The following is a 24,549-nucleotide window of genomic DNA, read 5'->3' as shown; positions in this document are numbered from 1 at the left end:
GAATGAGTTAACTTCCCGATTCAGCTGGTGACTAGGGCTGTCTATCGCCGGGCAATCGCGTCCGCCAGAACCCCAACCGAGATCGCGTAGAAATTCGAACAATTATAATCGAGGATTGCTCGGTAGTTGGTCGTCGCAAGATATGCGGTCGCATCCGGACCATCGGGTTCGATGAGGCTCGCCATTTCGTTGTTCGGAAGAGACCGGCCTACGGGCGTCACTCCAAGCGCGCGCCATTCGCCCATGGTGAGCCAGCGACTGTGGCGGCGGTAGACCTGCGGGCAACGCGGAGCAGTCGTCCGGCTCACGATTGCAGCGCGGTTGAGGTTTGCCGGAGTACGAACCCTTATTCCCCAGGGCACATTGGGCTTCCATCCCGCATCGCGCATATAGGCAGCGATCGAGGCGAGGCCGTCGAGTTCGTTTGACCAGATGTCGGAATAGCCGTCGCCATCGCCGTCGGCGCGAAGGCGAAGGGCGACGGACGGCATGAACTGTGGATAGCCGGTTGCTCCCGCCCAGCTGCCCTTGAGGCGCCAGCGAGGAACGCCTTCGTCCATCAGCTTTAGCGCTGCCACAAACTCACTTTCGAAGAACTGGCGGCGCCTTCCGTAATAGCCAAGACTTGCGAGTGCCTGCAAAAGGTCGGTGCTTCCGGTGACGGTGCCGTAGCTGGTCTCCAGTCCCCAGATGGCCATGAGGACCGCAGGGTCGACGCCGTAGCGCTCCTCGAGGCTCCGGAGCGCCGAATAATTGTCTGAATAGTTCGCCTGTCCGCGCCTGATCAGGGACTGCGTCACGTGGGAGCTGAGGTACGGCGCCAGCGCTCCGACCACTCCACCCATGTTGTGAGCGACGGGCTCCGTCCGTTCAAGCTCGATCACCCGATCATTGACGCGAAGACCAGGGACGTTCCCTTCGATCGTTGCCTGACTGACCCCCTGCTGGCGAGCGAGCACTGCCAGGCGGGTCTTGTAGGTCGACCAGGGATCGCTCGACACAGCGGGATCCGCGTAGCCCGCGAGCTGCGCGCCCAGGGCGGCCGCGGGCGCGGCAGGATTGGACGAGGGAGCGGAGGCGAGCGAAAGGACGCTCAAGCTTACAACACCCCACCCGTTCAATCCCAACGCGACCTCCTCAGTAGGACCGAGGCTAAAGTGCAAAAGCGGGTTCAGGCCAGCTTGGTTCACCGCTTCTGCTGCACGGCTGGTCGGGAATGTTATGCGCCAGTGCCTTAAGGGAAGCTGGCGATGAGACTTGAAATGCGCGGGCACAGCCGTGAAAGCACTGTCCGACGGAGAGGTGGCCGAGTGGTTTAAGGCAGCGGTCTTGAAAACCGCCGTGGGTTCACGCTCACCGTGGGTTCGAATCCCACCCTCTCCGCCACTATAATAATTCAGCTTGCATTCACGCTACAAATGTAGCACTCTACAAATGTAGCGTGACGAATCCGTCGCGTCGAAGAGGTGCTGAAATGCTGAGCAAGCTGCCGCCGCGTGAACGCCAGATTGTGGACATTCTCTACGAAAGAGGCCCACTTCCCGTCGCCGACATCTGCGATGCGCTTCCCGTCCAGCTGAGCGGATCGGCCGTTCGGGCCATGCTCAAGCGACTCGAAGACAAGGGATTCGTCCAGCGCAGCGAATCTGAACGCGGCTATCTCTACAGCCCGGTTGTCTCCGATACCGTCGCCAAGAAATCGGCGCTGAGCGAAATCGTCCGGGTGTTCTTCAACGGCTCGCCTGCAAGCGCTGCGAGCGCCTTGCTCGGCATGTCGGACAAGCTCAAGGAAGACGAGCTCGACCAGCTCGAAGAAATGATCGCTCGCGCTCGCAAGGAAAAAGGGGGCCAGTGATGCATGTCCTCATAGGGATCGCGTTAAAGTCCCTGCTGATCGCCGGACTGACGCTCGGACTGCTTCAGCTGCTGAAGGGCCGCTCGGCGGCCGAGCGCTCGTGGGTCGCCCATGTTGGGCTCCTCGCGCTCGTCATCATGGCCTTTGCACCGCTCGTGCTTCCAAGCTGGAATGTGGAAGCGCCCGCGATATTGGGCGCACAGGTTCAGCCAGCGTCTGCACCAACGCTGGCGACTGCGCCCGAACCTTCGAGAAGGGCGTCGCCGCCCGTCGTCAGCCAGGAGATCGCGGTGAAGTCGCCAGCGGCCACGTCGCCCTCGCCGTCGGCACTTTCCTCGCTCAATCCGTCGGCCATAGTTGCCGCCCTCTATGCAGTGCCGGCCGCAGTTCTCCTCTTCATCACCCTGCTCGCGCTTGGACGGCTGGTCACTCTCCGGGCGCGCGCCGACGTCCTTGTCGATGGCCACTGGCTCAGTGCCCTTGCCCGCGCCCAGCGCCGAATGGGCTTCAAGCACGGAACCGCGCTTCTCACCAGCAACGAGCTCGCTTCGCCCATCAGCTGGGGCCTGATGCGACCGGTAATTCTGCTCAACAGCCGTGCGGTCGAAGCTGCCGACGAAGCGGAGGCCATCATTGCGCACGAGCTTGCGCACGTTGCGAGGCTCGACTGGATCAAGCTCCTCCTCGCGCGTGTCGCGACTGCGCTCTTCTGGTTCAACCCGCTCGTCTGGGTGCTTGCCCGCGAAGCTCACCAGCTGCGCGAGGAAGCAGCCGACGACAGCGTTCTTGGCGCCGACATCGTCGATACCGACTATGCCCAGCTGCTGGTCGGCGTCGCCCGGCACGAATGCCCTGGCTTGCTCTTGGGCGCGCATGGCGTTGCCCCCTCGAAGAGCTCGCTCGCGCGCCGCGTCGCCCGGGTCCTCGATGGGAAATCGGCGCGCGGTCCCGTCGCACGATCATTCGCTCTTGGGGTTTTCGCCGGCGCTATCCTGGTCGCCGCGCCGCTCGCAGCGCTGACGGTAACTCCAAAGGCCGCGAAACTTGCGAATAGCACGGCACCGCGGACAATCGTCCCAAATGGGCCCTCAAGGATTGCAGACGTCTCGAGTGCTGAGGTTCCGACGGACTTGCCGCATATCATCGCCAGCGGCGTCTCTACATCGGTCGCGACCGCAGTTGCCGCAGTCACGCCCCTCCCTGCTCCCTTCCGCGTCGTTGCGCCCAATGGTGCCACCGTCGAAGGCGCAAACGGAACCCTGGTCGCACGCAGTCCCAATGGAGCAACGGTGACCGTCTTCCCGCCCGATGCACAGGGACGCAGGAAGACCGTCGCACGGGCTCCTGATGGAAGGACGGTCATCAGTTATGCACAGAATGACGTTCGCTCGGACGGTGGCAGCTACAGCGATAGGCGGCAGGAAAGCATTATCGAGAAGGCCATTGAAGCCAAAGCGACGGGGGTCACTCCTGAATATATCGCTGCGATGCGCGCGGCGGTGCCGAGCCTTTCAAGGCTCGAGTTCGCAGACTTCAGCGGCATGAAGGCCGTCGGCGTGACGCCGGAATTTGCCCGTGACCTCGCCGCTGGCTTCCCGCGCATTTCGGCCGACGAGCTGACCGAAGCCCGAGCCGTCGGCCTGACCGGAGGCTATGTGAGCGCGATGCGACTGGCCGGCGTCGAGGGTAACCTCGACGACTTCATCCAGCTGCGCGCGGTTGGTGTTGATCCCTCGTTCGCGGCGCGCGTCAAAGCCTCGGGGATCAAGCCGATTCGCGCCGACGACCTCGTCGAGCTTCGAGCCCTCGGGATTTCTGCGATCCCCAAGGCGCCGCGGACCCCCGCGCCTCCCCGGCCGCCGCAATCGGACAGTGATCCCGGCGGCTGACCGCCGCGCACCAAGCGCTGATTTCACCTGACTTTCCCGGAATTTCGAACCGACCCTCAAGGTCGAACGGGAACTCTTGTCCTCGAGCCTTTCAAAGGAGAACGATTGTGAACCGTCCTCTCGCACTCATCTGCGCCCTGGTCCTTGCCTGCCTCAGCGTCTCGTCGGCCTGCTTCGCACAGCCTGTTGACTGGATCCACTTCAGCCTCGAGACGGAGCGCAGCAATCCGGGCAAGATCCAAGCCAGCTTCCGCAGCGACGTCCGGGGCTATCATGATGACAACTGGTCAACGGGCTTCATGCCTTCCGAGCTCATAGGGCTGGAGGTGTCCTCCTTTCACGCTGCCGGCTCGCGGCCACTTCACTTCGCCGTAGTGCGGGAGGCAGGAAGGCTCGATTGCTCCGGTCACGGAGGCGAGAATTACGCGGCCGGCAATTGTTCCTTCGCAGAGAATCCCGGCTTTGCGCAGCTCCTCGCCGATCGCGGCATTGGACGGCCGAGCCGAGAACAGGCTTTCGGACTGATGGCGGTCAATGCCCGCAGGGAGCTCATCGATGCGATCTCGGCAGCTCGTTATCCGATTCCCCGTATCGACGACCTCATGGCTCTCTCGGCACTGGAGGTCGACAGCCGCTACATCGCCCAAATGGCGCGAGCGGGATATCGCCCGCAGTCGATCGAGCGCCTCATCGAATTCAAGGCACTTGGCGTGACCCCGGAGTGGATCGGCGGCTTCGAGCGGGTCGGCTATGCGAACCTGCCCGGGGACGGCGTCGTGCAGATGCGCGCGCTCGGGATTACTCCCGACTATATCGCCGGCTTTCAGCGGATCGGATACCGCGCGCTTCCAGTCGAGACTCTCGTGCAGCTCAAGGCTCTCAACATCACGCCGGAATTCGTGTCGTCGGTTGCTGGCGAAGGAGCGCCGTTGCCGCCGGTGAACCGGCTCGTCGAAATGAAAATGTTCGGGAAGAGGCGCTGAGCTCGCCTGAGCTTCCGCCGTTTGTGCCGCGCCCAGTGCGCATTGGTCGAAACGTTGGCCGATTGATCGACGGCGCGTCGCGTCAGCCGTGATGCTCACTTAGTCGTCGATCGACCAACAAAGAGGGGATTTCAATTGGTTCGACCGCTGTTGCGCGCAACAGCGGGGGTGACGGCGCTCGCCCTCGCGACGGAAGCACTTGCCCAGAACGGCTCGGTTCAGGCGGTTCCGGCATCCGCGCGTCCCAGTCGGACGACTAGCTATGACGCGTCGTTCTTTGCCCAATATGCGCCCCGCACAGCGCTGGACATCGTGCAGCGCGTCCCCGGCTTCACGCTCGATCTTGGCGCGACGCAGACTAACCAGGGCAGCGTCGACGTCCGGGGTTTTGCGGGTACAGCAGGCAATGTCGTCATCAACGGTGCGCGGCCAAGCACCAAGGCCGAGACTGTCGACGTCACGCTGTCGCGAATTCCGGCGCAGCAGGTCGTGCGCGTCGAACTCGGTCCGGGCGATCTCTACGGTTCCGATTATGCCGGCAAGAGCCAGGTCCTGAACGTCCTGCTTTCACAGCAGTCGGGCATCAATGGGGAGATCACCGCCTCGGCCAAGCGCTGGTTCACGGGTTATGTGAATACCGACATCCAGGGATCGGCGTCGTTCCGGACCGGGCCATCCACATTCAACCTGTCGGCCGGCACGGGGCGTAATCGTCAGCTCGAAGAAGGCGATGATGATCTCACCGTTCCGTCGACCGGGGCGCTCGTCGAACATCGGCGCAAGCACAACAGCTATTTCAACAAGGACCCGTTCGTCACCGCAAGCTGGGCGCTCGAACGCGGTTCGAGCAACGCGCTCCGACTTAATGCACGCTGGCAGCCAAGCAGCTTTGACCTCTTTCAGACAAATCGGGTCTTCACCACCGGGGTTGCGCCGCACGACGACAATCTGATCCAGACCTACCGCGACCCGGTCATCGAGCTTGGTGGCGATGTCACTCGGCCGCTTGGAGGCGGAGCGCTCAAGTTCGTTGCACTGGTCACGCGCCGCAAGCGCAACGATGTCGATCAATATATTCAGCGGGCCGGCCTTCGCGAGGACAACGCGCGGGTGGACGGCGGCTTCGAGCAGACGGTTCGCGCACGCCGGAACGAAACGATCGGCCGGGTCAGCTGGACGAGGTCCAATCTGTGGGGTTTCTCATTCGAAACCGGCGCCGAAGCTTCGTTCAATACGCTCGATGACAATGTCGACCTCTTCGCAATCGACGACGGCGGTCAAAAAGTGCGCATCGATCTTCCGATCGCCAATGCCAAGGTCAGGGAGAAGCGCGGCGAAGTCTATGTGAACGTCGGCAAGACCTTCTCGCCCTCGCTTCGAGTGGACGGTGGAGTGAATTACGAATTCTCCAACCTGAAGGTCAGCGGCGATGCGCTGGCGAACCGGACGCTAAAGTTCCTTAAGCCCAGCCTGACGATCGATTGGAAACCAGGCGGCGGCTGGCACACCGAGCTTTCGGTTCGGCGAACGGTCGCGCAGCTCAATTTCTATGACTTCATCAGCTTTGGAGATCTCTCCGCCAGGCGATTGACCGGCAGCAATGCCGACCTCGAGCCCCAGCGCGCGTGGGAATTCCACGGGACGATCGAGCACCCGCTTCTTGGCGACGGGCTGTTCAAGCTCGACGTCGGACACGAGGTCATCAGCCTGCTTGAAGATCAGATCCTGATTTCTGACGGGCGCGGCAATGCGTTCAGCGGTCCCGGCAATCTCGGCACCGGCAAACGCGATTTCGCAAGCCTCACCGTGGACGCTCCGCTTGGCCGCTTCTGGACGGGGCTTCGAGCAAAGTTCACCGGTACACTCCAGCAAACGCGTGTCGATGATCCGATCAGCCATCAACCACGCAAGTTCAGCGGCTTTTGGCCGACCTGGCAGTGGGATCTGACCGTCCGCCGTGATTCGGGCCCGCTCTCCTACGGTTTCGAGATTAACGACAATCAGCATTTCACCTACTACCGCACTGACGAGTTCGACACGAACTTCAACCGCGGCGCCTACATGACGGCTTTCGTCGAGTATCGGCCAACACCGCGCACGGCGATCAACTTTAGCGTTGATAACCTTCTCGATACGCACGCCGCACGGGACAGGCTCCTGTTCTCGCCCAATCGCGCGCAGCCTGGCTCGATAATCAACGAATTCCGTGACCGGGATCGCCACCGGGCTTTCCAGATCACGATCAAACACAGCTTCGGCGGCGCTGGTGGAGCGAAGGTGGCCAAGTCGAACTGAAGAGACTAAGGAGCCCGCGACTTCTAGACATCGCGAGGATCTGCAGTTGGCGACTTCACGTATCGCGGACGTGCCTGAGCATCACGAGCCCAAGCTTCTGCCGTTCGACTGGCAGGACCCGTTCGACCTTGATCACCAGCTGTCCGATGAGGAACGCCTCGTGCGGGACACGGCGGAAAGCTATGCGCAGGAGAAGCTCCTGCCCCGGGTCACTTCCGCTTATCTCGAAGAGCGGTTCGACCGTGAGATCATGAGCGAGATGGGTGAGCTTGGCCTATTGGGCGCAACCATCCCGCACGAATATGGCGGCGCCGGCCTTGGCTATGTGAGCTACGGCCTCATCGCGAGGGCCGTGGAGCGCGTCGACAGTGGCTATCGTTCGGCGATGTCCGTCCAGTCGAGCCTCGTTATGTATCCTATCTACGCCTACGGCTCGGAAGAGCAGCGGCGCAAATACCTTCCCAGGCTTGCCAGCGGCGAATGGGTCGGGTGCTTTGGCCTCACCGAGCCCGACGCCGGCTCAGACCCCGGCAGCATGCGCACCCGCGCCGAGAAAACGGCAGGCGGCTACCGGCTCACCGGCACCAAGATGTGGATCACCAATTCGCCGATCGCGGACGTGTTCGTGGTCTGGGCAAAGTCGGACGCCCATGGCGGCAAGATCCGCGGCTTCGTGCTCGAGAAGGGCATGGCGGGCCTCACTGCGCCCAAGATCGGGGAGAAACTTTCGCTGCGTGCCTCGATCACGGGTGAAATCGTGATGGACGGCGTCGAAGTGGGCGAGGATGCGCTTCTTCCCGGCGTCGAGGGTCTGAAAGGGCCCTTCGGCTGCCTCAACCGGGCTCGCTACGGGATCAGCTGGGGCTCAATGGGGGCAGCCGAGGCCTGCTATCGTTCCGCCCGTCAATATACGCTCGACCGCAAGCAGTTCGGAAAACCGCTCGCTGCCAACCAGCTGATCCAGCTGAAGCTTGCCAACATGGTGACCGAGATCTCGCTTGGCCTCCAGGCTTCGCTGCGGGTCGGCCGCCGTCTCGAAGCTGGCGAACTGGTCCCCGAGACGATCAGCCTCATCAAGCGCAACAATTGCGGCAAGGCGCTCGAAATCGCTCGCGTTGCCCGCGACATGCACGGCGGCAATGGCATTTCGGCCGAATTCCACGTGATCCGGCACGCCGCCAACCTCGAGACCGTGAACACCTACGAGGGCACGCATGACGTCCATGCCCTTATCATGGGCCGCGCGATTACGGGGCTTAGCGCTTTCTAGGAGAGGGCGCGCTTGCGCCGCCAGAGGCTGATGGGCTCGCCGCGATACAGGCCGTCGGGCCTGCGCTCGAAGCCGAGACGCTGGGCGAGCCTGATCGACGGCGCGTTCTCGATCGAAATGATAGCCGCGATTTCCTCGGCCTCGACGCTCGCGTCAGCCCAGGAAAGCAGCGCCTCGCACGCCTCTCGCGCGAGGCCCTGGCCATGGACTTCAGCGGCGAAAATATAGCCGAGCTCGGGCATGCCTTCGATCGAGGGCCTGATTTCGCGGTGATAATCAAACAGTCCGACATGGCCCACAAACTTGCCGTCGGATTTCCGCTCGGCGGCAAGGAGTCCGGTTCCCTGCAGCTGCCACAAGCCGACCCCGCCGAGCAGCCGCCGCCAGGATTCTTCGCGGTCAAACAGGTGGCCGCCGAAATGCTTCATCACAACGGGATCGGAGAGGATCGCCGTATGCGCGTCGAGATCCTCTTCGATGAAACCGCGCAACGTCAACCGCTCGGTCTCCAGGGTTGGAGCCGAGGTCAGCGGCGAAAAACGCAACGCCTTACTTTTTGCCCAGGGAAAGACCGCCGAAGCGCTTGTTGAAGCGCGCGACCTGCCCGCCTTCGTTCAGCACACGGGCATTGCCGCCGGTCCAGGCCGGATGCACCTTGGGATCGATATCGAGGTGCAGTGTGTCGCCCTCCTTGCCCCAGGTCGAGCGGACCTGGAACTTGGTGCCGTCGGTCATTTCGACATTGATCATGTGGTAGTCGGGATGGATACCGGACTTCATCTTTGATTTCCTTGGCTTAGCTGCTGGTTTCCGACCAGCGGCAACAAGTTTGAGCGGCGCCTCTACAGACACCTGCCTGAAGTTGCAACTTCAACGCTGGATCAGGCCGGCTGCGGCTCCCCTGCCCTCAGTTGCGGGACCAGCCGCTCCGCGATCCGGAAACCGCCGAACAGCAAGGCGGCGTAGAAGAGATCCCCGACCACAGTATTCTGGAAGAACGGGATGGCGGCGACATAGCAAGCCTCGAGGCCTGCAAGAGTGCGCGGATAGAAGCCACTGAACATCCACATTCCAAAGTTGGTGATCACGAAGAAAAGTATGGAGCTGAGGACAGCTGCGCTGCCCACGCGCACGGCCGAAGTGCGCTTCAACGCTACCATGCCGATCATCACGACCAGCGCCACGCTGAAGTAGACGGTTGCCATGCCATGGTAGAAGCCGAGCACGAGATCGCTCAAAAGGAGAGCGCCGAGCGGCGCTGCAAATGCCAGTGGCCGCCGCCCGATATAGGCACCGCTAAATAGCGCCATTGCTCCGATGGGAGTGAAATTGGGCGGATGCGGCAGAAGTCGGAGTGCTGCGGCAACGATGATCGCGCTAAGGAGCGCGATAAGGCGGCTATGGTTGGCGGTCATGGAATCGCCATTAGCCTCGACCCGCGCAATTTGACAGCCCGCCGAGGCGGGGATTAGCAGGGCGCTGACCAGGGTGCCGCCCACAGATCCAGTCTGGCGGGGGCGGTTCAAAGGGAAGCCGGCGAGAATCCGGCGCTGTGCCCGCAACTGTGAACGTCGGGGCGAGATGTCCCGACAAAGTCAGGAACCTGCCTTGGTCGGTCGTCCGTTTCCCCGGCCGGGACCAGCCGCGGGGGCGTGGGCACTCTCGCCCTCTGTGACGACGTCGTCGTCAACGGAGGATCACATGCCCGCACTACCAATCGACACCGACCAGATCGTCATCACTGCATCGCGCGCGCTCGAAGCGGAGGCCGCGACGCCCGCGAGCGTCAGTATCATCGACCAGCAGCGGATCGAGCGGCTCGACGAGCCCCTCGTCGCGGCCTTGCTTCGACTGACTCCCTCGGCAGCAATCGCGACCTCTGGTCCGGCCGGCTCCTTGACCGAGGTTCGCATCCGCGGCGCCGAGGCAAACCACAGCCTGCTGTTCGTGGACGGAATCAAGGTCAACGATCCGGCTTCGGGCGATGCTCCGAGGTTCGAACTTCTCAATGCCGACCTTGCATCCCGGATCGAAGTGGTTCGCGGCCCGCAGTCCGCTCTATGGGGGTCCGAAGCGATCGGAGGTGTCATTGCCGTCAACGGCGTGGATGACGCCGCCGGCGAACGAGCAAGCGTAGAGGCCGGGTCCTTCGGCTTCCTGCGCGGAACCGCCTCGGCAGCGCTGGTTTCGAGCAACGCGGCCGTCGCTGGAGCGGTTGGCTTTCAGCGTGCCACCGGCATCGACAGCTTCAATGGCCACGGCGACAAGGACGGTTATCGCAATCTCTCAGGGCGCCTGCGCGCCTCGTGGCGGCCGGCCCCGAAGGTCGAGATCGGCGCCTCCGGACTGGCGTTGACCGGGCGAACCGAGTTTGACGGCTTCGACCCTGTCACCTTTGCGCATACCGATACGCTCGACAGCAGCCGGAACCGCCTCGGGGCAGCCCGGATCTGGGTGGACATTGGCGCGGAGAACTCCCCCTGGCGGGGGCAGCTGGCGGGGTCGATCCTTGGGTCTTCAAATCGCAATTTTCTCGCCGAGGTCGAACAGAACCGGACCCGCGGAGAACGGCGCAACGTCTCGGCACAGCTCGAGCGGCGCTTCGCGACCGGCGCCGTCAACCACAGGCTTGTCGCAGCAGCAGATCTCGAACGTGAGACGTTCCACGCGCGCGACACCATCTATGGGGGTCTGTCGAACCAGGATCGGAGCCGCAGGCACGAGGCTCTCACCTTCGAATGGCGCGCAGAGGCCAGGAAGGTCACCGCCGATGTCGCCGTGCGAAGGGACATGTTCAACCGCTTCAAGGACGCGACGAGCCTGCGCGCCTCGCTTCTTGCCGAGGTCGGCAGCGGTTTCTCCCTCGCAGGGTCCTACGGTGAGGGTATCGCACAGCCGACCTTTTTCGATCTCTATGGGTTCTTCCCCAATAACTTTGCCGGCAATCCAACGCTTAAGCCCGAAAGCTCGCGCGGCTTCGAGCTGTCGCTGCGTTACCGCAAGGGCCCTGTTGAAGCGGCGGTTACCGCTTATCGCCAGCGGCTTCATGACGAGATTATCGACGTATTCGACGGCGCCACCGGCCTTTTCAGCACGGCCAATTCGACCAAGATCAGTCACCGCTCCGGCCTCGAGGCTGGCCTTGGCTGGCAGGTCGGCCAGCAGCTGCGCCTTTCGGTGAATTACGCCTATCTTCGCGCGACACAGCCGGACGATGCGGCCTTGACCCAGGTCCATGAACTTCGGCGTCCGAAGCACAGCGGTTCAGTTGCGTTTGATGGAAAGTCTGGAAGTTTCACCTACGGCGGCTCGGTGGCCTATGTCGGTTCACATCTCGACCAGCGCGACACCTTCCCCTTCGACCGGGTAACGCTCGGCTCATACTGGCTGGCGGGTGCCCGGCTGGCCTATGCGATCAGGCCGGGAATCGAGGTTTTCGGGCGCATTAGCAACGCCCTTGGCCAGCACTATCAGGACGTGTTCGGGTATCGGACCGAGCCTCGCGCGGTCTACGCGGGCCTGAAGTTCAGCAAGCTCTGACCGATCAGCTGGCGGGCGGATCGGCGATCATCGCCGTGAAGCTCGCCTCTGCTGCAAGCTTGCCCTCGATCATGGCGCGGCCCGTGAACTTGCACACGGTCGACCGCTTCTGGACGAATTCGACCTCGAGTCGGAGGAGAACACCGGGTTCGACGGGCTGGCGAAACTTGGCTCCCTCGATCGCCATGAAATAGACGAGCTTTCCGGTGCCCGCGAGACCGAGCGCTTCGACGGCGAGGACGCCCGCAGCCTGCGCAAGCGCCTCCACGATGAGGACGCCCGGCATGATCGGGCGCCCTGGGAAATGGCCCTGGAAAAACGGCTCGTTGACGCTCACCGCCTTGATCGCGACGATGCCCTTGTCGGGATCGAGGCTCTCGACCCGGTCGACCAGCAACATCGGATAGCGATGCGGCAGCGCCGCCATGACCCGCCTGATGTCCAAGGGGCCCATGGCGGCGCTGGTCGAATGATCGCTCACCGGCGCTTAGCGGCCCTGCGTCTGCTGCTGGGTCGCGGCGGGCGCCGTCGTCTGCACCGAGGGAAGCTGGGCATTGAGCGCCGTCAGAACATCGTTGGTGACATCAAGCGTCGCGCCACTGGCCAGCGTCGCACCCTGCTCGATCATGACGTTGGCGCCGCGGCGCTGCATGACCTGCTGGTAGATCGGGCCGAGCTTGGTCTGGATTTGCTGGGAGATATAGGCCGTGTTGCGCTGGATCTGCTGCTGCTGGCGCTGCAGTTCCTGCTGGCCCTGCTGCTGCTTGGTCTCGAAGGCCGTAATGCGCGCCTTGAGGGCAGCGTCGGGTTCCTTGCCGTTCAGTGCGTCGACGGCGGCCTGGATCGACTTGCCTTCCGTCTGGAGAGGCGCCGCAAGGCTGCTCGAGCGGTTCTGGAGAGCCGTCAGCTGCGAGCGGAGCGCAGCCTGGGCAGCCTGGCAGGCCGTGCACTGGCTTTGAACCTTCTCGAGATCGACGACCGCGACGATCGCCGCGGGAATGGCCTGAGCGTGCGCCGCCGAGGGCAGCACCGCAGAAGCGATCAGCGAAATGGAAAGAAGCAGTTTCTTCATCAGAATTGGGTTCCTACGTTGAAGGTGAAGAGCTTGGTGTCGTCGCCTTTCTGCTTGAGAATTGCCTTCGCGAGATCGAGGCGCAACGGACCGAAAGGCGAAGTCCAGTTGGCACCGATGCCGATCGACAGGCGGGGCTTGGCAGAATTGCCCAAGAAGAGTTCCTTGAAGCCGGGCGAAACGGAATAAAGGGTTGTATCGCACGCCGGGTCGCCGGGGTGCTGCAGTTTTTGAGTAAGGCCCGTCGTCGTACTGATTGGCGTGCAGATGTTGACGATGTCGAGCAGCTGGGGCTGCCTTATGTTCCAGAGCGATCCGACGTCGACGAACGCCGACGGCCTGATACCGAGGCTCTTGAGACCCGAACTCACCGGGAACTCGAGCTCGAGACGACCAAGATAATAGGCGCGGCCACCAATTGCGTCGGTGATGTTCTTGTTGATGTCGAAGGTGCCGAGCGTTCCATCCGTATTATACGGGACACGAACGACGCGAGGGCCGATGCCGCGGATGTCGAAGCCGCGAAGCCCCGGGTCGAAGAAGCGGTCGGTCAATCGGATCGGGTCAGCCCCGGACGCTGGCGCCTTCTCCAGCGGATGGATGTAGCCGCCCTCGCCGTGCAGCGAGACTACCCAGCCGCCTCCGATGCCGTGATACTTGGTCGCATTGAGGCTCGAGCGGAGGTAGCGGACATTGCCGCCGAGACCCGCAAAATCCTCGGACCAGGTCAGGCGCTGGCCGCGCGTCGGGTGAACGCCGTCGGTGTCGTCATAGACGGTCGAGAAGCCGAGCATCGAGGTGAGGCGCTTGCCAATTTCGTCGCAAAGATAACGTCCGGCCTTTATCGGGTCGCACTCGAGGACCCCTGTTACCGGATTGGGGCTGTAGAAGCTCGATTTGTCGAGAGTGACCTTGTCCCACTCGAGCGTGTAGCGGCCGCCAAAACTCCAATATTCGGTGATCGGGAAGCCCATTCGGAGCGCACCGCCGGTGCTGGTCTGCGAATAGGTCGTGTTGCGGTTCGTGCCGACGAAATCGAAGCTGCGATAGTCGCGGCGAAAGAGGTTCGCGCCGACGAGGATCGACTTGTCCATGAAATAAGGATCGACGAATCCCAGCTCGACCGACTTCGAATAGAGGGACCAGTTGACCGACGCATCGACCGTCTGGCCCTTGCCCATGAAGTTGTTCTGGCTGACGGCAAGCTGGACAACGAAGCGCTCGAGGCTCGAATAGCCGCCCGAAAGGGAGAGCTGCCCCGTCGGCTTTTCCTCGACGTTCACACCAAGGACGACCCGGTCGGGCGCCGAGCCCTCCGTCTGCTTGATCTCGAGCTTGTCCTGGAAGAATCCGAGGCTCTGGATCCGGTCCTGGCTGCGCTTCACCTTGAGCGCGCTGAATGCATCGCCCTCGTTCAGGCGGAACTCGCGGCGGATGACCTTGTCCCGGGTGTTGGTATTGCCCGTGATGTCGATTCGCTCGACATAGACGCGCGGTGTCGGATTGACCCTGATCGTGAGGTTCATCAACCGCTTCTCGGCATCGCGGTCGTAAGCCGGGCTGATGTCGGCGAACGCATAGCCGAGATTGCCGGCAGCCTCGTTCAGATTTGTGACGGCATCCTCGACCGCCTTCGCGTTGAACCAGGTGCCGGCCTTCAGCTTCGCGATCTGGAGGACCTGCGCAACGGGGAAGTCGCGAAGGGCGCTCTCGGCCTTGATCGTTCCGAATCGGTAGCGCGGCCCCTCGTCGACCACGTAGGTGATGACGAAATCGCGCCGGTCGGGGGTCAGCTCGGCAAGTGCCTGGACGACCCGGAAGTCCGCATAGCCCTCCGTCAGATAGAAGGCGCGGAGCTTCTGCTGGTCGGCGGCAAGGCGATCAGGATCGTAGGTGTCGTTCGACTTGAGAAAGCCGAGGAAGCCTCCCGCCTGCCGGGTGTACATTTCCTTGCGCAGGCGTTCGTCCGAATAATGGCTGTTGCCCAGGATGTTGATCGCTCGGACCTTGGCAAGGTCGCCCTCGTAAATCTCGAACACGACGTCGACGCGATTCTGGTCGAGCTGGACGATCTTGGGCTCGACGCGGGCTGCAAACCGGCCCTGGCGCCGATAGAGCTCGAGGATCCGGTCGACGTCCGCGCGAACCGCCGAACGCGTGAAGATCTGGCGCGGTGCGAGTTTGATCTCTGGGTTGATCTTGTCGTCCTTGAGACGCTTGTTGCCCTCAAGGATGATGCGATTGATGACCGGGTTCTCGCGGACATTGATTACGAGGTCGCCGGATTCGGCGCCCGTGATCGTGACGTCAGCAAAGAGCTGGGTCGCGTAGAGGTCCTTCAGCGCCTGGTCGAGCGTCTGCGCCGTATAGGTCTGCCCAGGCGAGAGATTCGCATAAGCCCGGATGGTTTCCGGCTCGAGGCGCTGATTGCCGCGCACCGCGATCGACCGCACCGTCCGTTCGACCGGAGCCGGCGTTGCGGCGGGCGCTGGCGGCTGAGCCTGCGGAGCAGCCGTTGCCGGTGCAGCACTGCTCGTCCCCTGCGCAGGGGCAGGCTGGGCCAACAAAGGTCCGGCGGAGCTGCCAAGCACCGTTCCGACCAGAAGCAAAGCGCCGGCGCGCCGGTTAAAAGCCTTCGACCTTGAAATCACGCGTCCCCGCCTTGTGTGCAATTGGTGCAACGGCGCGCTTCGCCGTCAAGCCCCGGTTCCTGCCCTGCCCCAACCGTCCTAACCAATCAAGCGCTGTAGCCGGTCCCACAGGCCAAGCGAGCCCAAATCGTTAATCGTGGTGAAGAGAACCAGTGCGAGGATGACGGCAAGTCCGCCCCGGAAGGCCCATTCGAGCGCCCTGGCGCTGAGGGGCCGCCGCCGGATGGCCTCGACTGCATAGAAGAATAGATGCCCTCCATCGAGCATGGGAACTGGCAAGAGGTTGATGAATCCCAGATTAATTGAAAAGAGCGCAAGCAGCTGGACGAACGGCAATGCGCCGAGCGACGCCTGCTGTCCGGCGATCTGCGCAATTTTGATCGGGCCCCCCACGTCCTCCGTGCCCCGCCTGCCCGTCACGATCTGCGAAATCCCGACGACCATCGTCCTTACGATATCGATCGTGTAGCCGGTCGCGACCGGAAGGAGCTCCAGAGGAGGAACGCGCTCGGTGACGATGTGGGTCTGCATGATCCCGAGCATTCCGACCCGATAGACCTCGCCGAAGCGGTCATGTTCAGTCTGTACTCCGAGCCTCACCGGCACGCTGAGCTCATGGCCCGAGCGATTGATCGTGAGGGTGAGCGCCTCTCCGGGCCGAAGCGAGACGATCCGCTGGATCTCCTCGAAACTCGACACGGACTGGCCCGCGACGGCGTCGATGCGGTCGCCGGCTTTGAGCTGTGCATGCTCCGCCGGAGTGCCGGCACGGACCGATTCGATGACGTTGGGCGAGTGCGGCTTACCGACGATCGCAAACAGTGCAGCAAAGATGAGGATCGCAAGGACGAAATTCGCGACCGGGCCCGCCAGGACGACGAGGAAACGCTGCCATACCGGCCGAAGCTGAAACGCATGCTCGCGCATATCCTCGGGGATGCTCTCGAGCTCGGCAGGATTGCTGGCGGGAGTCATGTCTCCGACGAATTTCACGTAGCCGCCAAGGGGCAGCCATGCGAGTTTCCAGCGCGTTCCCTGCCGGTCCGTCCACCCGGCGAGCTCGCGGCCGAAACCGATCGAGAAGGTCTCGGCCGGAATGCCGAACAGGCGTGCGACAAGATAATGGCCGAGCTCGTGAAAAAAGACGAGCGGACCGAGCGCGCACACGAACGCGATCAGCACGAGCCAGAGTGGTGGTTGCGGAAGCATCGTTAGGAGCAGCTCGCCTTCATCATGGCTCGGGTCCGGCTCCGGGTCACCTGGTCGATTTCCAGAACGTCGCCGATGGAATGCGGCACATCATGACTCGCGCCGCCAAGCGCTTCCTGAACGACCGCGCTGATGTCTGCAAATCCGATTTCGCCTGCAAGAAAAGCTGCGACTGCGACTTCGTTGGCGGCGTTGAGGGTCGTTGGGGCCGCGCCGCCCTCTTCGAGCGCTTCGCGGGCAAGCCTCAAGGCGGGAAAGCGTTGGAGGTCGGGCGCGTCGAAGTCGAGCCGCGCGATCGAAGCAAGGTCAAGGTGCTGCGCCGGTGTGGACATGCGTTCGGGCCAGGCGAGCGCATAAGCGATCGGAATGCGCATGTCCGGGCTCCCAAGCTGCGCCAGTACCGAGCGGTCGACGAACTCGACCAGCGAGTGGATGACCGACTGGGGATGGATCACGACGTCCAGCTGGCTCGACGGGAGGCCGAAGAGATAATGGGCCTCGATGAGCTCAAGGCCCTTGTTCATGAGCGTTGCCGAATCGACCGATATCTTGGCTCCCATCGACCAGTTCGGATGAGCGACCGCCTGCCGCGGCGTTGCAGCGCGCATCGTCTCTGTTGAGGCAGTACGAAATGGTCCGCCGCTCGCAGTGAGGATAATTCTTGCGACATCCTCTCGACGTGCCCCCGCAAGACATTGAAAAATTGCATTATGCTCGCTGTCGACCGGGAGAATCGTAGCATTGCTCGTTGCTGCTGCATCGATCATCAATGCTCCGGCGGTGACCAGCGCTTCCTTATTGGCAAGGGCGACGGTCCTGCCTGCCTCGACAGCGGCCATCACCGGACGTAGCCCGGCACAGCCGACGATGGCGGCGATGACGAGCTCTGCGCTCTCTGTTGCTGCCTCGATGAGCGCCTCTTCGCCGGCGGCCGCGCGGCAGTTGGTCCCGACGAGCAGTTCAGCGAGATCTTCATAGCGGGATTCATCGGCGACTACGGCGAGCCGGGCTCCCGTGCGCCGGGCAATTTGCGCAAGTGCCTCGGCATTGGTCGCCGCCGTTACCACGCCCACCTCGAAACGGTCGCGGTTGCGCTCGATAAGATCGAGCGTCGACTTGCCGATGGAGCCGGTTGCGCCGAGGATGGAAATTCTTCGCATCACGTCAGCCCCAATAGCTGGGCAGCAGCGGTCAGCACAGCCACCGGCACAAGGCCATCGAGGCGATCAAGAGCGCCGCCGTGACCCGGCAGCAACGCGCCGCTGTCCTTGACGCCCGCCCGGCGCTTCATGCCGCTTTCGAAGAGGTCGCCGCCCTGGGCTGCGACCGCAAGGACCGGGGCGAGCGCCAGCAGGGGCAGCCCCAGGCCCGTCGCGAGCGCAAAGGCGCCCCCGAAGATGGTCGCTGCAGCAATGCCGCCATAGAGGCCTTCCACGGTCTTGTTGGGGCTGATTGCCGGAGCAAGCTTGCGTTTCCCGAATTTGCGCCCTGCAAAATAGGCGCCGATGTCTGTCGACCAGGTGACGATGAACGACCAGATGAGGAGCGCGAGACCATGAGCGTCTCGTTCGCGGATCCACAGAAGCGCAAGCGCTGGAAGCAAGGCGTAGAAGAAGCCGCTCATGTACCAGGCGGCGCCCCAACCCCGGACTATTCGGGTCCACTCGTAGAACATCAGTGTCGCAACGGCGGCAACCAGCACTGCAAGAATATTGCCGCCCTCGATAGCGGCAAGAAGCGCCGCCACAACAAGAACGGTCCCCGTCAGGGTGCGAAGCGCAAGTTCGTTCACCGGCCGCCGAAACGGCGTTCGCGCGCCGCATAGATGCTGAGTGCCTGGGCGAACATTTGTTCGTCGAAGTCGGGCCAGAGGACGTCGAGGAACAGCAATTCCGCATAGGCGGCCTGCCACAGCAGGAAGTTCGAGAGCCGCAATTCCCCCGACGTGCGGATCAAGAGGTCGAGTTCGGGAAGGTCCCTCGTCTGAAGCTCGGCGGCGAGGGCCGCTTCGTCGATGGAGGCCGGTTCGATCTCCCCTGCGCGGACCCTCGTCGCTAGTTTCCGTGCGGCCGCGGAAATCTCGGCTCGCGATCCATAGTTGAGCGCGATGACGAGAGTGAGGCGCGTGTTTTCCGCCGTGCGCTCCACGGCTCGCTCAAGACGATCGACAAGCTCGGGACCAAAGGCGCCATAATCGCCGATCAGCTTCAGGCGGACGCGCTCTTTTTCGAGGGTTTTCAGTTCACGCTCGAGATAGAAACGCATCAAGGCGGTGAGATCCGAGATTTCCTCGTCGCTTCGACGCCAGTTCTCCGATGAAAAAGCGTAAACGGTAAGCACTTCCACACCCTGGTCGGCGGCCGCCTGAAGCGCCCGCCGCACCGCTTCGGCGCCCGCACGGTGGCCGGCTGCCCGCGGCAGGCCGCGCTGCTTGGCCCAGCGGCCGTTGCCGTCCATGATGATCGCGACGTGGCGCGGGACCCTGCTGCCCCCTGCGAGCCCGGCCGCGCCCTCCTCGGGGGCCGGCGCGGGACTCACTTGCCGAGGATTTCCTTTTCCTTGGCGTCGGCTGCCTCGTCGATTTCCTTGATTGTGTCGTCAGTCAGCTTCTGCACCTCATGCTCGAGGCGCTTGCGCTCGTCCTCGCTGATCTCGTGCTTCTTTTCGCCGGCTTTCAGATGATCCATGCCGTCGCGGCGGACATTCCTGACCGCGATGCGGGCCTTCTCGGCATATTGTCCCACGAGCTTCGCGAGCTCCTTGCGGCGCTCCTCGGTCAATTCGGGGATCGGAAGACGGATCACCTGCCCGTCCGTGATCGGATTAAGGCCCAGACCAGCCGAGCGGATGGCCTTCTCGACCGGCTGCACGTTCGTGCGGTCCCACACCTGAACGGACAGCATTCTCGCCTCGGGGGTCGAGACGGTGGCAACCTGGTTCAGCGGCATGTTCGTGCCGTAGACCTCGACTTGAACCGGATCGAGCAAGGCGATGGAAGCCCGCCCGGTGCGAAGACCGGCAAGATCGTGTTTCAGTGCCTCGACTGCACCATGCATGCGGCGCTTGAGGTCGGCGGTACTGACTGTGCTGGTCATCTTTTACTCCCCATTCCGGACGACCGTCGCAGTTCCTCCACCGTCGATCACCTGAGCAAGGTTGCCCGGCTGGCGGATGTTGAACACGACGATCGGAATATTGTTGTCGCGGCAGAGCGCGACCGCGGCGGCGTCCATCACCTTGAGGTCGTCGCTCAGCACTTTGCTGAATGTCACGGTGTCATAGCGCTGTGCGCTGGACACCTTCTTGGGATCAGCCGTGTAGACCCCATCGACGCTGGTCCCCTTGAATAGCGCGTCGCAGCTCATCTCGGCAGCGCGCAGGGCCGCTGCGGTGTCAGTCGTAAAATAGGGGTTGCCTGTTCCCGCGGCGAACAGGACGATGCGGCCCTTCTCGAGGTGCCGAAGGGCCCGACGGCGAATATAGGGTTCGGACACGCTGGCCATCGGGATCGCGGAAAGCACGCGCGTGTCGACGCCGAGCTTCTCGAGTGCATTTTGGAGGGCGAGCGCGTTCATGACCGTCGCGAGCATGCCCATGTAGTCCGCCGTCGCACGGTCGAAGCCCTTGGCAGCAGCCGCCATGCCACGGAAGATGTTGCCTCCTCCGACCACGAGGCACAGCTCGTGCCCCTGGGCCTTGGCCGCTGCAATTTCGCCAGCGAGGCCGGCAACCGCTTCGGGGTCGATCCCGAACTGGCCCTGCCCCATGAGCGCCTCCCCGGAGAGCTTCAGGAGAATGCGGTTGAAACGCGGTCGGCTCATGCGGCTGCAGGGTCCCCAAGGATGCGAAGAAGCGGCCTCGCCTTTATGGCGAGCCTGTCCTGTTGCCAACTGCCTTACTTGCGGGATGGCTGCTTCCACGCCTGCCAACACTTGGGCCGCTCAACACAAAAAAAGGGCGGAGCGCAGCCCCGCCCTTCTCTTTCCTTTGCAGCAGATCAGATTCAGGCGACCGGCTCGGCCTTGTTCGCTCCAGCCGCCGCAGCGACCTCGGCAGCGAAGTCTTCCTGCTTCTTCTCGATCCCTTCGCCAAGCTGAAAGCGCACGAAGCCGGCGAGTTCGATCCCGGTACCGGCATTTTTTGCCGTCGCCGCAACGACCTCCAAGACAGGCGTCTTGTTGTCCATGACGAACAGCTGCGAGGTCAGCGCATTTTCCTTCCGGAATTTCGCAAGGCCGCCCTCAACCATCTTCTCGATGATGTTCTGGGGCTTGCCGCTTTCCTTCGCCTTTTCCATCGCGATTGAACGCTCGCGCTCGATCAGGGCTGGATCAAGCTCATCGGCATTGAGCGCCAGCGGGTGCGCTGCAGCGACATGCATCGCGATCTGTTTGCCGATCTCGGTCAAGGTCTCGGCGGGAGCCGCGCTTTCGAGCGCGACGAGGACGCCGATCTTGCCGAGGCCCGGGGCGACCTGATTGTGGACATAGGACACGACGGCCCCTTGCTTCACCTCGAGAATGGCAGCCCGGCGCAGCGACTGGTTCTCACCGATCTTGGCGATGTTGTCCGTCAGCTTCTCCTGGACGGTACCGCCGCCCGGATACTGTGCTGCGGCGAGCGTATCGATGTCGGTGCCCTGCTGGAGCGCGAGCTTGGCGACATTACCGACGAAGTCCTGGAAGATTTCGTTCTTGGCGACGAAATCGGTTTCCGAATTGACCTCCACGACGGCGCCGCGATTACCCTCGACGACGACTCCGACGAGACCTTCGGCCGCGGTGCGGCCCGCCTTCTTGGCAGCGGCGGACAGGCCCTTGGCGCGCAGCCAGTCGATCGCCGCTTCCATTTCGCCGTTCGTTTCAGCGAGCGCCTTCTTGCAGTCCATCATGCCGGCGCCGGTGCGCTCGCGCAGTTCCTTGACAGTCGCGGCCGTGATCTCAGCCATGTTTCGTTCCTTATCTCCCCACTCAACCAAGAGAGGGGCTGAGGGTGGTTACTGGTAGCTCGAAAGGTGGGAATTGCCGGCCAAGCCCGCAATTCCCTTCCCGCCTGCGGGAAGGTTCAGGCTTCCAGCGCTGCTTCGACCGGCGGCTCGGCCATCTCGCCGATATCCTGGCCGCGAGCAGCGGCATTGCCGCTACGGCCCTCGCCAACCGCTTGCGCGACGGCGTCAGTATAGAGGCGGATCGCCCGGCTGGCGTCGTCATTGCCGGGAACCGGGAAGGCGATGCCTGAAGGGTCGCTGTTCGAATCGAGAATCGCGACCACCGGGATGCCGAGCGTGTTGGCCTCCTTGATCGCAAGCTCCTCCTTGTTCGTGTCGACGACGAACATGATGTCGGGAAGACCGCCCATGTCGCGGATGCCGCCGAGGCTCTTTTCGAGCTTGTCACGCTCGCGCGTGAGCTGGAGGACTTCCTTCTTGGTGAGACCGGCCGTGTCGCCTGAGAGCTGCTCTTCGAGGGTCTTCAGGCGCTTGATCGAGTTGGAGATGGTCTTCCAATTGGTCAGCATGCCGCCGAGCCACCGGTGATTGACGAAATGCTGGCCCGAAGCGTTCGCAGCCCCGGCGATCGCGTCTTGCGCCTGCCGCTTGGTTCCCACGAACAGGACCTTGCCGCCGCGGGCAACGGTCTGCTGGACGAAGTCGAGCGCCCGCGCAAACAGCGGTACCGTCTGTGACAGATCGATGATGTGCACCCCGTTGCGGTCGCCGAAGATGTACGGCTTCATCTTGGGGTTCCAGCGATGGGTCTGGTGGCCGAAATGCGCTCCGGCCTCTAGCAATTGCTGCATGGTGACGACCGTGGCCGCCATAGTTCTTCTCCTTCCGGTTCTGCCTCAGCGGAGCCGAATGACCAACCTTACGGCTGGCACCGGTATGTAGGCTCCGCCTGTGGGATGCGCGGCGACCTAGTCGAAGTCGCCCATAGTTTCAAGGCTTTGGTCTGTTCCCGCCAGAGCCTCTTGACATATGAGAACATAACAGGAACATTTGTTCGTCTCGAAGGAGGCTTGAACGTGATGACTGCAGTGCTGGGTACCCTGCCCTTCCTTGCCACCTTGTGGCTTCTCGTCGTGTTGGGCGCGAAGGTTCTTGAGGAAAGCGGCGACAAGATCGTCGCCGCCCTCAAGGGCGAACCGGTGCAGCGAACGATCTTAAATGCCGGTCGGCCAAGGCATCGCTCGCGGCGGCAGAAGCCTACTGGCGCGCGTGCATCCCTGCGCGCCGCCGCTTGACCCGCAGATAGCTCGAAAACGCGACCGGGATCATGAGCAGGTAGACGCCGGCGAGAGCCAGCAACGTCATCCAGGGCGCAACCATCAGGGCCGCTCCGAACAGGGCAATTCCGGCAAGCGCGAATAGCCGCCAAGCAGGCCGGATCCGGATACTTGACCAGCTGTAAGTCGGAAGGCTCGAAATCATCAGCGCTGCAATGAACAGCGTCCATGCCATGACTCCTGGCCATGCCTGGAAACGGCTGTCGCCGGTGATCAGCCACAGGTAAATCGGGACGAAGGCAAGCCCCGCCCCCGCCGGCGCCGGCACGCCCGTATTAAACCCGGCGGATTTGTGCGGCTGCTCGGCAGCATCGAGCCTCGCATTGAACCGAGCAAGCCGCAGCGCGCAGCAAACGGCAAGTGCAAGGGCTGCGATCCAGCCAAAGCGCGGCGCTGTCCGAAGCGACCAAAGGAACAGGATGAGCGCGGGCGCCGTACCAAAAGCGATATTGTCCGATAGCGAATCGAGTTCGGCCCCGAACTTGCTCTGGGCACGCAAGAGGCGCGCGATGCGGCCATCCAGTCCGTCTAGAACGCCGGCAAGGATGATTGATCCCAGCGCTCTTTCCCAATTGCCATTGATCGCAAGACTGACGCCCGTCAGGCCGAAGCAGAGCGCGAGCGCCGTTATCGCGTTGGGGATCATCGCGCGAAACGGGATCCGTCTCGGATCCCGGTCGTCCGTCATTGGCTAAGTCCAGTCAGTGCGGCATCGTTGCCGACTTCCGCAATGACGGTCTCGCCGGCAATGGCGCGCTGGCCAAGAAGAACCCGCGGCGACGTGCCGGCTGGCAGAAAGACGTCGACGCGGCTGCCGAACCGGATGAGGCCGACGCGCTGGCCTGCCTCGACCACGTCGCCCTCGCGCACGAAGGCGAGGATCCGCCGCGCGACCAGGCCGGCGATCTGCGTGAAGCCGATGCGAAGGCCGTCAGACCCTTCAATGAGGAAGTATTGCCGCTCATTGTCCTCGCTCGCCTTGTCCAGGTCCGCATTGACGAACTTGCCCGGTACATAGGCGATGCGCCTGACACGTCCCGTGATCGGAGCGCGATTGATGTGCACGTCGAACACGCTCATGAAGATCGACACGCGCGTATAGTCGCCCTCCTCCAGCCCGTCGGCGCCTCGCAGCTCCGGCGGCGGTCCGACCCTTGCGATCATGGTGATCAGTCCGTCCGCGGGAGAAACGATCAGCCGGTCGCCGCGAGGGGTGGTTCTCACCGGGTCTCGAAAGAAAGTCGCAACCCAGATCGTGCCGCCGACCAACAGCCAACCGAGGAAATGGCTGAGAAGAAAGTAGACTGCGAGTGTCGCGAACGCGGCGATGACCACATATTTGCGTCCCTCGGGATGGACCGAGGGAAAGCGCCATTTGACCGTCGTGGTCGGCAGCGGGGTGTCGTGCTTGTCGAGCGCTGGCATCGCCCACGCCTTAGTGGCCGTTAGCCGCAGGCACAACGCTTCGGTTGCGCGCTTCAAAAGCCCAATCTAAGGCGC

Annotated in this window: 24 protein-coding genes, 1 tRNA gene and 1 riboswitch; of the genes, 8 read left to right on the top strand and 17 right to left on the bottom strand. The window is 62.9% G+C overall.

Annotation, left to right across the window (positions count from 1 at the left end; genetic code table 11):
- Window positions 1-41: 41 nt before the first annotated feature.
- A complete protein-coding gene (locus tag V8192_RS07825) occupies window positions 42-1,097 on the bottom strand; it encodes a lytic murein transglycosylase (protein WP_341632521.1) in 1,056 nt (351 codons plus the stop codon).
- 199 nt (window positions 1,098-1,296) lie between these two features.
- On the opposite strand from V8192_RS07825, the gene V8192_RS07820 reads away from it, so the two are divergent.
- The 6 genes from V8192_RS07820 to V8192_RS07795 all read left to right on the top strand — a co-directional run bounded on the left by V8192_RS07820 (window position 1,297) and on the right by V8192_RS07795 (window position 8,292).
- Window positions 1,297-1,386, top strand: a tRNA-Ser gene (locus V8192_RS07820).
- Between the two features lie 88 nt (window positions 1,387-1,474).
- Window positions 1,475-1,855, top strand: a complete 381-nt coding sequence (locus tag V8192_RS07815) for a BlaI/MecI/CopY family transcriptional regulator (protein ID WP_341632520.1) — start codon at window positions 1,475-1,477, stop codon at window positions 1,853-1,855.
- Window positions 1,855-3,744 carry a M56 family metallopeptidase gene (locus V8192_RS07810; RefSeq protein ID WP_341632519.1) on the top strand — a complete coding sequence of 630 codons (1,890 nt, stop codon included), beginning with the start codon at window positions 1,855-1,857 and terminating at the stop codon, window positions 3,742-3,744. The genes V8192_RS07815 and V8192_RS07810 overlap by 1 nt, the downstream gene beginning before the upstream one ends.
- A gap of 107 nt (window positions 3,745-3,851) precedes the next feature.
- Complete coding sequence (locus V8192_RS07805) at window positions 3,852-4,727, top strand: hypothetical protein (protein WP_341632518.1); 876 nt, start codon at window positions 3,852-3,854, stop codon at window positions 4,725-4,727.
- A gap of 135 nt (window positions 4,728-4,862) precedes the next feature.
- Entirely contained in the window at window positions 4,863-7,022 is a 2,160-nt protein-coding gene (locus tag V8192_RS07800) for a TonB-dependent receptor plug domain-containing protein (RefSeq protein WP_341632517.1), read from the top strand.
- A 70-nt stretch (window positions 7,023-7,092) separates the two neighbouring features.
- A complete protein-coding gene (locus V8192_RS07795) occupies window positions 7,093-8,292 on the top strand; it encodes an acyl-CoA dehydrogenase (RefSeq protein ID WP_373276348.1) in 1,200 nt (399 codons plus the stop codon).
- On the opposite strand, the gene V8192_RS07790 is transcribed toward V8192_RS07795, so the two are convergent.
- The 3 genes from V8192_RS07790 to V8192_RS07780 form a co-directional block, all read right to left on the bottom strand.
- Window positions 8,289-8,837 (bottom strand): GNAT family N-acetyltransferase, encoded by a 549-nt coding sequence (locus tag V8192_RS07790; protein ID WP_341632515.1) that lies wholly within the window; start codon window positions 8,835-8,837, stop codon window positions 8,289-8,291. The two genes, V8192_RS07795 and V8192_RS07790, sit on opposite strands and share 4 nt — an antisense overlap.
- A gap of 4 nt (window positions 8,838-8,841) precedes the next feature.
- Entirely contained in the window at window positions 8,842-9,072 is a 231-nt protein-coding gene (gene rpmE / locus V8192_RS07785; protein ID WP_341632514.1) for a 50S ribosomal protein L31, read from the bottom strand.
- Between the two features lie 101 nt (window positions 9,073-9,173).
- Window positions 9,174-9,707, bottom strand: coding sequence for a DUF6580 family putative transport protein (locus V8192_RS07780; RefSeq protein ID WP_341632513.1), 534 nt, complete (start codon window positions 9,705-9,707; stop codon window positions 9,174-9,176).
- A gap of 54 nt (window positions 9,708-9,761) precedes the next feature.
- A riboswitch (cobalamin riboswitch) is annotated at window positions 9,762-9,917 on the top strand.
- A 76-nt stretch (window positions 9,918-9,993) separates the two neighbouring features.
- Between V8192_RS07780 and V8192_RS07775 the strand changes: the two genes are divergently transcribed.
- Window positions 9,994-11,832: a TonB-dependent receptor plug domain-containing protein gene (locus tag V8192_RS07775; protein ID WP_341632512.1), complete on the top strand. Its 1,839-nt coding sequence runs from the start codon at window positions 9,994-9,996 to the stop codon at window positions 11,830-11,832.
- Window positions 11,833-11,836: 4 nt separating this feature from the next.
- Here V8192_RS07775 and fabZ read toward each other — a convergent pair whose 3' ends face one another.
- From fabZ to rpsB, 11 genes are all read right to left on the bottom strand, one after another.
- Window positions 11,837-12,286, bottom strand: coding sequence for a 3-hydroxyacyl-ACP dehydratase FabZ (gene fabZ / locus V8192_RS07770; protein WP_341633309.1), 450 nt, complete (start codon window positions 12,284-12,286; stop codon window positions 11,837-11,839).
- Window positions 12,287-12,319: 33 nt separating this feature from the next.
- On the bottom strand, window positions 12,320-12,904 hold the full coding sequence (locus V8192_RS07765) for an OmpH/Skp family outer membrane protein (RefSeq protein WP_341632511.1): 585 nt from the start codon (window positions 12,902-12,904) through the stop codon (window positions 12,320-12,322).
- Window positions 12,904-15,555 carry an outer membrane protein assembly factor BamA gene (gene bamA / locus V8192_RS07760; RefSeq protein WP_341632510.1) on the bottom strand — a complete coding sequence of 884 codons (2,652 nt, stop codon included), beginning with the start codon at window positions 15,553-15,555 and terminating at the stop codon, window positions 12,904-12,906. Before bamA ends, V8192_RS07765 begins: the two co-directional genes overlap by 1 nt.
- 78 nt (window positions 15,556-15,633) lie before the next feature.
- Complete coding sequence (locus V8192_RS07755; RefSeq protein WP_341632509.1) at window positions 15,634-16,764, bottom strand: M50 family metallopeptidase; 1,131 nt, start codon at window positions 16,762-16,764, stop codon at window positions 15,634-15,636.
- 2 nt (window positions 16,765-16,766) lie between these two features.
- Window positions 16,767-17,924 (bottom strand): 1-deoxy-D-xylulose-5-phosphate reductoisomerase, encoded by a 1,158-nt coding sequence (locus V8192_RS07750; RefSeq protein ID WP_341632508.1) that lies wholly within the window; start codon window positions 17,922-17,924, stop codon window positions 16,767-16,769.
- Window positions 17,924-18,556, bottom strand: a complete 633-nt coding sequence (locus tag V8192_RS07745) for a phosphatidate cytidylyltransferase (RefSeq protein WP_341632507.1) — start codon at window positions 18,554-18,556, stop codon at window positions 17,924-17,926. The genes V8192_RS07750 and V8192_RS07745 overlap by 1 nt, the downstream gene beginning before the upstream one ends.
- On the bottom strand, window positions 18,553-19,302 hold the full coding sequence (uppS, locus tag V8192_RS07740; RefSeq protein ID WP_341632506.1) for a polyprenyl diphosphate synthase: 750 nt from the start codon (window positions 19,300-19,302) through the stop codon (window positions 18,553-18,555). The genes V8192_RS07745 and uppS overlap by 4 nt, the downstream gene beginning before the upstream one ends.
- A complete protein-coding gene (frr, locus tag V8192_RS07735; protein ID WP_341632505.1) occupies window positions 19,299-19,859 on the bottom strand; it encodes a ribosome recycling factor in 561 nt (186 codons plus the stop codon). Before frr ends, uppS begins: the two co-directional genes overlap by 4 nt.
- A gap of 3 nt (window positions 19,860-19,862) precedes the next feature.
- Window positions 19,863-20,585 (bottom strand): UMP kinase, encoded by a 723-nt coding sequence (pyrH, locus tag V8192_RS07730; RefSeq protein WP_341632504.1) that lies wholly within the window; start codon window positions 20,583-20,585, stop codon window positions 19,863-19,865.
- A 182-nt stretch (window positions 20,586-20,767) separates the two neighbouring features.
- The gene (gene tsf, locus V8192_RS07725) at window positions 20,768-21,712 is read right to left on the bottom strand and encodes a translation elongation factor Ts (protein ID WP_341632503.1); all 945 of its coding nucleotides are present in this window, start codon (window positions 21,710-21,712) and stop codon (window positions 20,768-20,770) included.
- A 116-nt stretch (window positions 21,713-21,828) separates the two neighbouring features.
- Window positions 21,829-22,584: a 30S ribosomal protein S2 gene (gene rpsB / locus V8192_RS07720; protein ID WP_341632502.1), complete on the bottom strand. Its 756-nt coding sequence runs from the start codon at window positions 22,582-22,584 to the stop codon at window positions 21,829-21,831.
- Between the two features lie 207 nt (window positions 22,585-22,791).
- Between rpsB and V8192_RS07715 the strand changes: the two genes are divergently transcribed.
- Complete coding sequence (locus V8192_RS07715) at window positions 22,792-23,007, top strand: hypothetical protein (protein WP_341632501.1); 216 nt, start codon at window positions 22,792-22,794, stop codon at window positions 23,005-23,007.
- Here V8192_RS07715 and V8192_RS07710 read toward each other — a convergent pair.
- Both V8192_RS07710 and V8192_RS07705 read right to left on the bottom strand, forming a co-directional pair.
- Window positions 22,970-23,737 carry a CDP-alcohol phosphatidyltransferase family protein gene (locus V8192_RS07710; protein WP_341632500.1) on the bottom strand — a complete coding sequence of 256 codons (768 nt, stop codon included), beginning with the start codon at window positions 23,735-23,737 and terminating at the stop codon, window positions 22,970-22,972. The two genes, V8192_RS07715 and V8192_RS07710, sit on opposite strands and share 38 nt — an antisense overlap.
- Window positions 23,734-24,474 carry a phosphatidylserine decarboxylase gene (locus tag V8192_RS07705; protein ID WP_341632499.1) on the bottom strand — a complete coding sequence of 247 codons (741 nt, stop codon included), beginning with the start codon at window positions 24,472-24,474 and terminating at the stop codon, window positions 23,734-23,736. The genes V8192_RS07710 and V8192_RS07705 overlap by 4 nt, the downstream gene beginning before the upstream one ends.
- Window positions 24,475-24,549: the final 75 nt, after the last annotated feature.

Source organism: Sphingomonas agri, assembly GCF_038148795.1.
In the GTDB taxonomy this organism is placed as follows: domain Bacteria; phylum Pseudomonadota; class Alphaproteobacteria; order Sphingomonadales; family Sphingomonadaceae; genus Sphingomicrobium; species Sphingomicrobium agri.
Note: the sequence above shows the minus strand (reverse complement) of the source record. Positions and strands in the feature narration are given on the sequence as shown.